This is a genomic window from Bacillus sp. JZ109 (assembly GCF_053903135.1).
Genome location: NZ_CP096388.1, coordinates 1,208,040 through 1,220,557, shown reverse-complemented (window position 1 = coordinate 1,220,557; position 12,518 = coordinate 1,208,040). Strand labels below are relative to the sequence as shown.

Genomic DNA, 12,518 nt, shown 5'->3' with positions numbered 1-12,518 from the left:
ACAAATACTGGATGGCAGAAAAACTTAAATATGACAGCAAAGGGGAAATGGGATATGACCGATCAACGCCGTAATGTTTATTTTTTTCACAAACAGGATCAGGAAACGAACGAACAAGCCCACTCGTTAACACAATTGGCGGAAGAGCATGGATTTACCGTTGTGAACCAGCACTCAGACGCCAATATTATCGCTAGCATTGGCGGGGACGGCACATTTTTGCAGGCAGTCAGAAAGACGAATTTTCGTGACGACTGCTTGTACGTCGGCATTACCAAAAAGGGGAAAGCTCATTTATATTGCGACTTTCATAGTGATGAGCGAGAAAAAATGGTCGATGCAATGACGTTCGAACAAATTGAAGTGAGAAAATACCCGCTGATTGAAGTGACAGTGGATCAAGCCAGTCCTTTTCACTGCTTAAACGAGGTATCCATCCGCTCAAGCATCATCAAAACCTTTGTGATGGACGTGCTGATTGACGATCTGCACTTTGAAACATTTAGAGGTGACGGGATGATTATCTCAACGCCTACAGGCAGCACCGCCTATAACAAATCTGTTGCAGGAGCGGTTGTTGATCCATTGCTTCCATGCATGCAGGTATCAGAGCTTGCATCCCTTAACAATAATACCTACCGGACACTCGGCTCGCCATTTGTCCTCAGCTCTGACCGAAAGCTGACCCTTCGTGTGGTGCAGGACGGCAACGAACACCCAATCATCGGCTTGGACAATGAAGCACTCAGCACGAGAAATGTGAAAACGATCGAAATCAAACTGTCTAATAAGAAAATCAAAACAGTCAAACTAAAGGACAATTCATTTTGGGAAAAAGTGAAGCGTACTTTTTTATAGAAAATAAAAGGACAGGCTGATGCCTGTCCTTTTATGATTTCTCATATACAATCTGGCCGTTAATCACGGTTTTTTTAATATCTAAAAGATGAAGCTGTGCGGGGTCAATGGCAAACGGATCACCACTGAGAACTGTAAAATCCGCGTCATAGCCTTCCGCAATTTTCCCGCGTGACTTCTCTTTATAAATGATACCGGCGCTACCTTCTGTATAAAGCTTTATCGCTTCATATACAGGTAAACATTCACTTTCATTATAGCTTGGCCCGTTTTGCTCATGATTGCTTTTCCTGAGGACCGCGGACTGGATCCCTAGAAGCGGGTCAACAGGCTCAATCGGGGCGTCTGAACCGCCCGCGCATAAAATGTCTTTAGATATAAGGGTTTTCCAGGCAAATGCAGTCTTCATCCGGTCTTTTCCGAGACGGTCAATGACCCACGGAAAGTCGCTTGCAACGAAATGCGGCTGAAGATCAAGTGCGATCGGCATGCGTGCTGCTCTCTCGATTAATTCGTTATCAAGCACTTGAGCATGAATAAGCCGATCATGCCGGCCGTTTTTGGGCGGATGCTTTTCAATTGCGTTCAGCACTTTTTCAAAAGCAAGATCTCCGATTGCATGAACAGCAACCTCCATCCCTTTTTCTCTCGCTTTGCGAATGAGCCGGCCAAGGGTTTCGTCATCGTGAACCTGAACACCATTTGTTGATGGATCATCCTGATATGGTTCTTTCAACAAAGCCGTTCTCCCGCCAAGCGCCCCGTCCGCAAAGATTTTCATCGCACCGAACTCCACATAAGGGCCGGACGGCTTATCCAGCTGCTCCCATCGATCGACCGCTTCATGATGAACGAGCAAATGGCAGCGGAACGGATACTTTCCGCCAGCGGCAGCTTTCTCATAAGCTTTCATCGGCACCGAAACATCACCATAATAGGACAAGTCTTCCGAATGACCGCCCGTCAGGCCTTTTGTCCAGCAATCCTTTATTGCAGCCGTTAATGCCTCATCAACATAGTGCTGGGAGACTGGCGGGACAGCCTTCAGAATCAAATCCTGCGCCTTATCAAACAGGAGTCCTGTCGGCTCGCCATTTGCATCTTTTACGATGACTCCGCCGTCAGGATCAGGAGTATTTCTTGAAATTCCCGCTGCTTGAAGAGCCGCAGAATTGACAGCTATTGCATGCCGGCATATACGCTTGAGCAAGACGGGCCTGTCAGGAAACAGGCGATCAAGATCATGCTTAGTCAAGTAGTCAGGTGTCTCAAACTGATTTTCATTCCAGCCTTCCCCAATGAGCCAATCGTTTTTAGGAAGCTGCCGCTCTCTTTCCTTCGCAGCCTGTAAAATTGCATCTTTCGACGTCAGTGCGGACAGATCGAGCTGAAGCTGTTTCTCACCGTAGCCGATCAAATGTAGATGGCTGTCAACAAAACCGGGGAACATCACTGCTCCGTTCAGGCTGATTTCTTCTGTTTCCGGCGACCCGTACTTTTCCTTCAAACGTTCATAGCTGCCGGTGCCTTTTATGACACCATCCTCAACATAAACTGCCTCAGTCCGATCGCCTTCTTTGAGCATCGTATAAATGAAACCGCCGTGCCATATCGCCTTCATTCACGTTCACTCTCTTTCTTTACGCCTTTTTATTGGCTTTGAGCTGTTCTTCACGTTTTCTTAATTCCACTCGTCTGATTTTTGCAGAAGCCGTTTTCGGCAGGCTTTCCACAAATTCAATTTCTCTAGGATATTTGTATGGAGCGGTAATCGTCTTCACATGGTTTTGCAGCATTTTGACAAGCTCATCACTGCGTTTTTCATGATTTTGCAGGACAACATATGCCTTTACAATGGAGCCTCTGATTTCATCAGGGCTCGCGACAACAGCACATTCTTTTACTTCTGGGTGCTTAACAAGCGCGTCTTCCACCTCGAAAGGCCCGATCGTATAGCCGGAGCTGATAATAATATCGTCATTTCGGCTTTCAAACCAGAAGTAACCTTCCTCATCTTTTCTTGCTCTGTCTCCCGTTAGGAAATAATCGCCGCGAATTTGTGTTTTCATTCTTTCCGGATCTTTAAAATACTCTTTAAAGAGCGCAGGCGTACTGAGGTGAACAGCGATATCGCCAACCTCACCAGGTTTGCAGATTTCACCGTCTTCATTTATGATCTCCACCTGATTTCCCGGTGTCGGTTTTCCCATGCTTCCCGGTTTAATAGGCGTATCTTTCAAAACACCAACCAAAAGCGTGCTTTCTGTTTGGCCATATCCGTCCCGTACCTTAATGCCAAAGTGCTTTTGGAAAACATCAATGACTTCACGATTGAGCGGCTCACCTGCGGAAACAGCGCTGTGCAGGGCAGAAAGATCAAAACGGTCCAAGCCTTCAACCTTCGCCATTAAGCGGTATTCTGTCGGCGTGCAGCAGAAAACATTGATTTTGTAGCGATTTAAAAGCTCTAGATATTTTTCTGCTTTGAATCTGCCGTGGTACACAAAACCGGTTGCTCCGCTGCCAAGCACCGCTAAAAACGGACTCCATACCCACTTTTGCCAGCCAGGGGCAGCAGTAGCCCAGACGATATCCTTTTCAGAAATATCAAGCCAAGCGCCGGCAGAAGTTTTTAAATGAGCAAATGCCCATCCATGTGTATGTACAACACCTTTCGGCTGACCTGTTGTCCCGGATGTATAAGATAAGAAAGCCATATCATCTCTTGTTGTGTCAGCTGTTTTAAATTGGCTTCCGTCCGCTTCAATTGATAAGAGGTTTTTCCAGCCGGCATCATTTTCACCAATAGACAGTGTAATCAGTTTGTCAGTCGTACTGACATCCCGGAAAGCGCCAATAAATTCTGAGTAGACGATGGCGCCTTTTACCTCTGCATGTTCAATCCGGTATTCAAGATCTTTCGCGCGAAGCATTTCGGAGCACGGAATGACAACCATTCCTGATTTCAGGATAGCCAAATAAACAGCATAGGCTTCAAGCACCCGCGGAACCATTACAATCAGCTTGTCTCCCTTTTTAAATCCAAGATCAGCTAAGGCCGCTCCGATTTTATTTGTTTCTTCCATCAGCTTTTCATACGACCAAGATTCTTGCTTGCCCGACTCGTCCTCCCACAGAAGAGCGGTTTTTTGTCCAGCAGCACTGAACTTTTCCATTTCATTCACTAAATTATATTGCACAGGGGCAATTAAATCTTCACGTTTTAACACGAACAACTCCTCACTTTCTCCACCCATTATACATAAATACAGGCTCTTTCCGTAAGGATATGCCTAAAAGCAACCTCTGTAAACATAGATTTTATAGGCCGCTGGTCCTTTTTTATATGTAAAAAATGAAAAAGAGTGGGGATACCCCCACTCCTAAGCCATTATGTGAAATTGTAAATTAGAATTGTCCTCCGCCCATGTTTTGTTGAGCAAAAGATACAAGACGTTTTGTGATCTCTCCTCCAACAGAACCGTTAGCGCGAGAAGTTGTGTCTGCTCCAAGGTTTACACCGAATTCAGAAGCGATTTCTAATTTCATTTGGTCGATCGCTTGAGCAGCTCCTGGTACTAAAAGGTTGTTGCTGTTACCTGAGTTATTGTTAGCCATGTGTCTCACCTCCTTGTGAGTATAGAATGTGTCAAAACACATGGCTTCATTCAGAAAAACTTTGGTAATTGTATACAGGAGCTGAAAATTGATTTAAAAGAGTTCAGCGAATTTATCGTTAGCTTCTTGTTCGCTATACAGGGTCATTGTCTCAATGTTATCTACCGCTTCTTGAATATACGGCTCGAAATCAACAAAGCTTTCAAAGTGTTCAATTTTCTCTTTTTTAGGGCGTGTTTTCGGGCTTGGCGGTGTAAAGATCGTGCAACAGTCTTCAAACGGCTGAATGCTTGTCTCATATGTGCCAATTTCCCGTGATTTTTCGATGATTTCTGTTTTGTCCATGGCGATTAGCGGACGCAAAATCGGTGTTGACGTCACCGCATTAATTGCATACATGCTTTCAAGCGTTTGGCTCGCTACCTGACCGAGGCTTTCTCCCGTAATAATGGCAAGCCCGTTTCTCTTTTCTCTGATTCTGTCGGCTATCTGAAGCATGAGGCGGCGGGTTGCCGTCATTGTGTAATTTTCAGGAATTTGTTTTTGGATGAGCTCTTGCGTTTTTGTAAATGGAACAATATGAAGTGTCATGCTTCCCCCAAAACGGGACAGACATTTCGCCAGATCCATTACCTTTTGCTTTGCGCGCTCGCTTGTGTATGGCGGACTGAAGAAATGAACAGCTTCTACCGACAATCCCCGTTTCATCGCATAAAAACCGGCCACAGGGCTGTCAAAACCGCCAGAAAGCATCAGCATCGCTTTTCCTGCTGAACCAACTGGCAGCCCGCCTGCACCTTTTTCATCACGAATTGTCAAAAATGTTGCTTCTTCCCTGATTTCGATTCTGAGCGGGATGTCTGGGTTGCGAACATCGACCGTCAATCCTTCTGTATTTCGCAAAATATGGCCGCCGATTTCAGCGTTCATCTGGTTTGTATCTAATTCAAATTGCTTATACGCTCTCTTTGTCGCGACTTTAAACGTATCACCTGGTTTATACTGATCTTTGATAGCCTTTAGTGCGGTTGCCTTAATATCATCAAGGCGGCTGTCACATTTAATTGCCAGGCTGAAGCTTTGAATCCCAAACACTTGCTTTAAATGAGGAAAAAGAGCCTCAGGATCCTCTCCATTTAATGTAATCGTCATACGATCCCTGTTGGAAAAGTATTTTAAATTCGGATAGTCTTTCAAAACGAGTCTGATGTTTTGTTTTAAGCGCTCAATAAAGCTTTTTCTGTTTTTGCCTTTGGTCGAAATTTCCCCAAAACGAATTAATATATGATCGTAATTCATGTTCTACCTCATCATTTTCCTTAATTTTTTGATGCCAGGACGAAGCGCGTTCATAAACGGTTCTGCCACATCGCTTGTCTGGCTGTAATTTAAACTGATTCTGATGCTGCTTCCGGCAATCTGCTCTCCTTTGCCCATCTCTAAGAGAACCTTGCTGGGCTTATGTTCTTTTGCCGAGCAAGCCGATGTTGTGGAGACGAAAATATCCTGTTCCTCAAGCATGTGTAAAAGCACTTCCGCTTTAATCCCCGGTACAGAGAAATTAATAATGTGCGGCGCGCTATTCATTTGAGGCGTGTTGATAACGACGCCCTCAATTTCACTCAGCCTTTTCATAAACAATTCCTTTGCGGCAGTCATCGTGTCAAGCCGTGTGTCAAAATCAGCAGAGGCAAGATTAATGGCCTTGGCAAGCGAAACCGCTCCAGCAGTATGTTCTGTTCCGGCTCGTATGCCTTTTTGCTGAGAGCCTCCCGTTATGAGCGGAATAAGGGGTGTTCCCTCTTTTACAATAAGTGCGCCTGTCCCCTTTAGGCCGTGAAATTTATGCCCCGAAATTGAACATAGATCAATGCCGGCCTTTTCAATTGCCAAGGGCACTTTATAGATGCCCTGCACATAATCGACGTGGAACAAAATGTTCGGGTGCTTCTTCAGCACTTCCCCTGCCGCTTCAATCGGCTGCACGGAACCGACTTCATTGTTCACATGCATCATGCTGACAAGCACGGTATCGGGACGGATGGCTGCTTTTAGATCTTCAATAGAAACAAATCCGTCTTCATTCACAGAAAGATAAGTGATATCAAACCCGAACAACTCTTTCAGCTGTTCTAACGATTCCGTAACGGATGGATGTTCAATAGAAGTGGCAATGATATGTTTGCCTGTTTTTATCTTTGACAAAGCCGCTCCTTTTAAAGCCGCATTATTGGCTTCTGTGGCGCCTGACGTAAATACAATATCATATTTTTTTAGGCCTAAGGACCTTTTGATTTGATTTTTGGCTGCTTGAAGCAGCTGTTCCGTTTCGGCTCCATATCGGTGCAAAGATGAAGGATTGCCAAAGTATCGGCTGCTTGTCTGTTCATATACGTTCAAGACTTCATCGTAAGGCTTAGTCGTTGAACTATTATCTAAATATATCATCTTTTTTACTCCTTTATGAAAGCGGTACAAGGTATGATATTTATGTTACCATAACAAAATTTAATAGAAAATTACGAAAAACTAGTATTGACTTCTAATTTTTTTACCATATAATAAGATTTGTTCGTTTCGTCATATTATCTGACAATTAATTGACAGAATATTTTAACATAATTATTAGGAGGATTTTTTTCATGAAACACTCACTGCCTGTCAAAGATACCATTATTATTGGTTTCATGCTATTTGCGTTATTCTTTGGAGCAGGAAATATGATTTATCCGCCGGAACTTGGACAAGCAGCCGGACACAACGTCTGGAAGGCCATCGGCGGATTTTTACTGACAGGGGTAGGCCTGCCGCTTCTAGGCATTATCGCCATCGCATTAACCGGTAAGGACGCTAAAGGCCTTGCTGACAAAGCGCACCCTGTTTTCGGCACAATCTTTACTGTCGTGCTTTATTTATCAATCGGACCATTATTCGCCATCCCGAGAACAGGAACTGTTTCATATGAAATTGGCGCTGTTCCGTTTTTGACTGGCGTACCAGAAAGACTTTCTTTATTAATATTTACACTTATCTTTTTCGGTGTTACGTACTATTTAGCGTTAAACCCATCCAAGGTTGTCGATCGAGTCGGAAAAATTCTGACTCCCATCAAATTCACAATTATTTTAATCATTGTTCTCAAAGCCATCTTCACGCCGATGGGCGGATTGGGCGCCGTGACAGAAGCATATAAAGGAACACCGGTTTTTAAAGGATTTTTAGAAGGCTATAAAACAATGGACGCACTTGCTTCAATTGTATTTGGCGTTGTCGTTGTAAATGCTGTAAAAAGCAAAGGCGTTACACAGTCTAAAGCTCTTGCTGCAGCCTGCATTAAAGCAGGTGTGATTGCCGCTTTAGGCCTGACTTTCATTTATGTATCCCTTGCTTATTTAGGTGCAACAAGCACAAATGCCATTGGTCCTGTTGGTGAAGGAGCTAAAATTTTATCTGCGTCTTCCCATTATTTATTCGGTTCATTAGGCAACATCGTACTCGGAGCAGCGATTACAGTCGCATGTTTAACAACAAGCATCGGCCTAGTCACATCTTGCGGCCAATATTTTTCAAAACTTATTCCGGCATTATCATATAAAATTGTCGTTACGATTGTCACGTTATTCAGCTTGATCATTGCGAATTTCGGACTCGCGCAAATTATCGCGTTTTCTGTTCCTATTTTATCAGCTATCTATCCGCTTGCCATTGTCATTATCGTTCTTTCCTTCATCGATAAGATCTTTAAAGAAAGACGCGAAGTGTACATCGCATGCTTGATCGGTACAGGACTTTTCAGTATTTTAGACGGTATCAAAGCAGCCGGTTTTTCACTTGGATCTTTAGATGTGTTTCTAAATGCGAATCTTCCTCTTTACAGCCTCGGCATCGGCTGGGTGCTTCCAGGAATCGTCGGAGCGGTTATCGGCTATGTGCTGACCTTATTCATCGGACCATCCAAACAGCTTAATGAAATAAGTTAATGTCACAGAACGCCTGCGTTATTGCGCAGGCGTTTTGTAATGAAAAAAAGAGCCTGCTCATTACACTGCGGGCTCTTTTTCATGGTCGTGATTATCTAAGCGGATATGTCAGCTTTGATTTTTTCAACTGCACCTGGCGCAGCCTTTTCTACAGCGGCAGCTGCAATTTCATAAGAGTCGTCATAATCAAAAGCATAAAAACGTCTTTCCGCTTCTTTCAGCTGTTCTGATAAAATGTGATTTTGGCTTCTGAACCGGTTTCCGAACTGAATGATTTTTTCAATGAGGATGACCTGCTCGACAAGTTCCTCTGATTCCCGGCTTGCCCTGTTGACGATATCTTCTGCTTGTTTCAAATGGGCTCCGGCTTCTTCCATATTTAATGGAAGTTCGTTTAGTTGATTGACTGTTTCTTGAATATGATGATGCGCGTTCTCCAGCATCTCTTGAATATGGCTCGGAATGCCTGGAATGTTGCTAGTCTTCAGCAGTCTAGCTGTCTCAGAAATTGTTTTTTTCAAATTGCTGAGCGTCTCCCTCGCCTGAAGCTCTTCTTTTCTCAGCGCTTGCAGGTTTTCACGATACTCGGCATGCTCTTTTTTCACTTCTTCAATTTGCTTCTCTATTGAAGCAACTTCTTCTACTAAAAGTGAGTAGGCGACATGCTCTGCATCGAGCTTATCTTTAACGGATGATAGCAGCTTCCCAATTTCATCAAGGCGCTTTTCAAAAGCCTGCTGTTTGCCGAGCTCACCGGCTGTCAGCCTGTAGCTTTCCTTCACCAGCTCAGTTTCCGCCTTCGTATGCTCTTTCTCTTCTTTAAGCTTGTCGTAAGCAATAATCAATTCAGGCATTTTGCTTAGTACGGATTGACCGGCTTCAACTTCGCCCTCCAGCTGCTGATAAACAGATTGAATATTTTCGTCAATGAGCTGCAGGATTGCGGACGCTTCATCAATATCCAGCTCAGTCATCAGGACATGTTCCGCTCGTTTCAGCTGGTTTGACAGATTTTCTAATTCCTTATCAAGCTGGATATGCTCAAGCTTGTACCCTTTTTCTTTCATTTCGCCATAGCCATCCTTGAGCTTTGCAATCTGTCCGGGCACCGTCTGTTTACAGTCAGCTAACAGCTTCGGCACATCATCTATGTATGACTGAAGCCGTTCAAGATTGCGGTCCTGCTCAAGCAGTACTTTTCGTGCAGTAATATAGTTTCCGCCTTCTGTTTCTTCTTCAAATTGTTTGATGCCGCTCCAAATTTCGTCCAGATCCTTTTCAAGGCTGTCATAAAGCTCCCCGTAAAGGTGGCTGTAAGCCAGCAGGTTTTTTCGAGATTTCGAATAGCGCTCCCTCACCTGTTCAATCTCTTCACGGCTCTTTTCCTCACTTGTGACAAGATCGCTGATTTCCCGAAGAATCTTTTCAATGCTTGATTCAGCCGCTGTCAGCAGGTCGTCGATATGAACGAGCACTTGATTGGCCTTTTTAAACCGGTATTTGTCTGCATTTTCCTCGGCATCATAAAGGAGCTCTTCAACTTTCGGCATGTGGGCTGTGACAATCTCGTCCCATTCTTCACGCCACTTCTCAAAGAACTCTTCTGTCTGACCCGTCATTTTTAAATGTTTTATTTTAGACATTTCTTCCACGATCGACCGATTCAGAATTTCAATCTTCCACGATTCCAGCCGGTCGATTTCGGCGTAGATTTTTTTCCTGAAAAAGTAGCCTGCCGCAAACAGCGCAAGCAGTACAATTAATAATCCAATGACAAACTCCATAATGAGCCCCCTTGCTGTTTACCTTAATCTGTCAGGGTGTTTTATTTATTCAGAAAGATTTCAGGATATGTATTGAGAAAAACTGTCGTTTTCATTGTTATTATGATACCATGTAACAAACATTTTTTGACCAGAAATCAAAAACTTTTTGTGCAAAATCGGCAGGATTTGACTATTTTTTCATGGGGTGACATCAATGCAAAAGCGAGACGGACATATTCACACACCATTTTGCCCTCACGGCTCCAATGACACACTCAGACAATATGCAGAAGAAGCCTTAAAAAAAGGGTTCGAATCGATTACTTTTACCGAACACGCCCCATTGCCGCCCTCTTTTACCGATCCCACGCCGCTGAAAGACAGTGCGATGGCGCAAGCTTCTTTGGAACGCTATATTCATGAAATTTCCGGATTAAAAAAAGAATATCGCGGACAGCTTAGCATACGGACAGGGCTTGAAGTCGATTATATCGCTGAATTTGAAGACGAAATTACATTATTCCTGGACACATACGGGCCATATTTAGATGACAGCATCTTATCCGTTCATTTTTTGCGCACAGACTCTTCCTATCTATGCCTTGATTATGACGAGCATACCTTCAAAGAGCTGATTTCAGCCTGCGGAAGCATTGAAGCTGTATACGAACAATATTACCGGAGTGTCTATTCTTCCATTGTAGCATCTCTCGGCGTTTATAAGCCAAAAAGAGTCGGTCACATCACACTCGTCCAAAAATTCATCAAGCTGTTTCCATACAGCATGTCAGAGCATATTCGCGGCCTCGTTTCCCTGTGCCTGAATGCCATTGAAGAAAACGGAATGGAGCTCGACTTCAATACTTCCGGCTTAAGAAAAACTTACGCTGGCGGTATTTATATCGAGGATTGGATGCTGAATGAAGCGAAGCAAAAGAAGATCCCGCTTGTGTTTGGGTCTGATGCCCATCAAGCGGGAGATGTCGGATATGCGTATGAGACGTTTTTGGAACGGTGCTAATTGGTGAGCGCCACGTCTCCTGTCCGGAAGACGCTTCTGATCCAAATCTTGATTTCTTCAAAATACATTTTATAAAAATACGGCTCGTGCGGCTGCATGTAGAGTACTTCTGAAATATATTGAGGCTGGAGATAGGGCATCATCAAGAGAGATTTTAATTGGAGAATAAAATGAGGCAGCGGCAGCGTTAAATATTCACGCTGTTTTTCTCCTTCCTCAATGATCAGCTGGAAGATATACTTTTCCTTCATTAGATATGTCGACATAATTTCCCTGATTAATGTGGAGTCAATTGTGACTTCCCGGTAGACAAAACGAGTTAATTGACGATGATTATGCTGATAGGATAAAATATCGAAAACCAATTGAAGAAGCTGTTCCTGCGTGCTTTGAGAAGAGATATTGCTTGCCGCTGTTTCAAGCGTTTTGCTGTAGCCTTCGTAAAACTCTGAAACTAAGTGTTCCATCAAGCCTCCTTTGCCTTTAAAATAGTAGGAGATGTGCGCAACATTTACATCAGCTGACTTTGCGATTTCACGGACAGACGTGCCAGAAAATCCTTTTTGGTTAAAAAGCATGACAGCAGATTCAATAATTTTGTCTTTGGTGCTTACTTTCATACGGCTCACTCCTTCCTCTTGATACTATTCAAGCAGAAAGCCGCTGTTCCTGTAAGAACTTATCGACAAATGCCGGCAGAAAAGCCGGAACTTTGTTTTATATTATAGAAAAAGTGAGGGTTTTCCATGTTCCATGTCGAAAAACAATCTGGAGATAAAGAAAAAGGCTATCAGCTTCTGCTAAAACAGCTCGAAGCCATGACCGAAGACGAAACAGATCAAATAGCTAACTATGCAAATGCCTCAGCACTGCTGTATCATTCGCTGCCTGAAGTCAACTGGGCGGGTTTCTATTTTGCTAAAGAAGAGGATGGACAGCTTGTGTTAGGTCCGTTCCAAGGCCTGCCGGCATGTGTTCGGATTCCTTTCGGCAGAGGGGTTTGCGGCACAGCGTACGCAAACGGAAAAGTGGAACGTGTTGAGGATGTAAACGCGTTTCCGGGACATATCGCCTGCGATGCAGCGTCTCAATCAGAAATTGTGCTTCCGATTCGAGTAGACGAAAAAATTGTCGGCGTCTTAGACATCGACAGCCCAGTGAAAAACCGTTTCGACGAAATTGATGAAAAATACTTAACTCAATTTGCCGAAACGCTAGAAAAAGCGTTAGCGCAGTAATATAAAAGCCCAAAACTGATATCGTTTTGGGCTTTTT

Annotated in this window: 11 protein-coding genes; 4 read left to right on the top strand and 7 right to left on the bottom strand. The window is 43.8% G+C overall.

The genetic code is table 11. The features are described from left to right. Positions 1-54: 54 nt before the first annotated feature. Positions 55-858, top strand: coding sequence for an NAD kinase (locus M1D94_RS06225; RefSeq protein WP_046160737.1), 804 nt, complete (start codon positions 55-57; stop codon positions 856-858). Between the two features lie 31 nt (positions 859-889). Here M1D94_RS06225 and M1D94_RS06220 read toward each other — a convergent pair whose 3' ends face one another. From M1D94_RS06220 to M1D94_RS06200, 5 genes are all read right to left on the bottom strand, one after another. Further along, positions 890-2,479 (bottom strand): amidohydrolase, encoded by a 1,590-nt coding sequence (locus M1D94_RS06220; protein ID WP_456270458.1) that lies wholly within the window; start codon positions 2,477-2,479, stop codon positions 890-892. A 19-nt stretch (positions 2,480-2,498) separates the two neighbouring features. Then, positions 2,499-4,088, bottom strand: a complete 1,590-nt coding sequence (mbcS, locus tag M1D94_RS06215; RefSeq protein ID WP_038827971.1) for an acyl-CoA synthetase MbcS — start codon at positions 4,086-4,088, stop codon at positions 2,499-2,501. 178 nt (positions 4,089-4,266) lie between these two features. After that, positions 4,267-4,476 carry an alpha type acid-soluble spore protein SspA gene (gene sspA / locus M1D94_RS06210; RefSeq protein WP_003223491.1) on the bottom strand — a complete coding sequence of 70 codons (210 nt, stop codon included), beginning with the start codon at positions 4,474-4,476 and terminating at the stop codon, positions 4,267-4,269. Between the two features lie 93 nt (positions 4,477-4,569). Continuing rightward, positions 4,570-5,775: a tRNA uracil 4-sulfurtransferase ThiI gene (gene thiI / locus M1D94_RS06205; protein WP_003229326.1), complete on the bottom strand. Its 1,206-nt coding sequence runs from the start codon at positions 5,773-5,775 to the stop codon at positions 4,570-4,572. Positions 5,776-5,778: 3 nt separating this feature from the next. Next, complete coding sequence (locus tag M1D94_RS06200) at positions 5,779-6,924, bottom strand: cysteine desulfurase family protein (protein WP_038827967.1); 1,146 nt, start codon at positions 6,922-6,924, stop codon at positions 5,779-5,781. Between the two features lie 194 nt (positions 6,925-7,118). On the opposite strand from M1D94_RS06200, the gene brnQ reads away from it, so the two are divergent. Then, positions 7,119-8,456, top strand: coding sequence for a branched-chain amino acid transport system II carrier protein (gene brnQ / locus M1D94_RS06195; protein WP_003229322.1), 1,338 nt, complete (start codon positions 7,119-7,121; stop codon positions 8,454-8,456). A gap of 95 nt (positions 8,457-8,551) precedes the next feature. On the opposite strand, the gene ezrA is transcribed toward brnQ, so the two are convergent. Further along, the gene (gene ezrA / locus M1D94_RS06190; protein WP_003229320.1) at positions 8,552-10,240 is read right to left on the bottom strand and encodes a septation ring formation regulator EzrA; all 1,689 of its coding nucleotides are present in this window, start codon (positions 10,238-10,240) and stop codon (positions 8,552-8,554) included. 196 nt (positions 10,241-10,436) lie between these two features. Here ezrA and hisJ point away from each other — a divergent pair, with 196 nt between their 5' ends. Then, on the top strand, positions 10,437-11,243 hold the full coding sequence (gene hisJ, locus M1D94_RS06185; protein ID WP_128740635.1) for a histidinol-phosphatase HisJ: 807 nt from the start codon (positions 10,437-10,439) through the stop codon (positions 11,241-11,243). Here the strand turns inward: hisJ and refZ are convergent. Further along, positions 11,240-11,863 carry a transcriptional regulator RefZ gene (gene refZ, locus M1D94_RS06180; RefSeq protein WP_014477663.1) on the bottom strand — a complete coding sequence of 208 codons (624 nt, stop codon included), beginning with the start codon at positions 11,861-11,863 and terminating at the stop codon, positions 11,240-11,242. The two genes, hisJ and refZ, sit on opposite strands and share 4 nt — an antisense overlap. Positions 11,864-11,989: 126 nt before the next feature. Here refZ and M1D94_RS06175 point away from each other — a divergent pair, with 126 nt between their 5' ends. Then, on the top strand, positions 11,990-12,481 hold the full coding sequence (locus tag M1D94_RS06175) for a GAF domain-containing protein (RefSeq protein ID WP_032726415.1): 492 nt from the start codon (positions 11,990-11,992) through the stop codon (positions 12,479-12,481). The last annotated feature ends 37 nt before the right edge of the window (positions 12,482-12,518 follow it).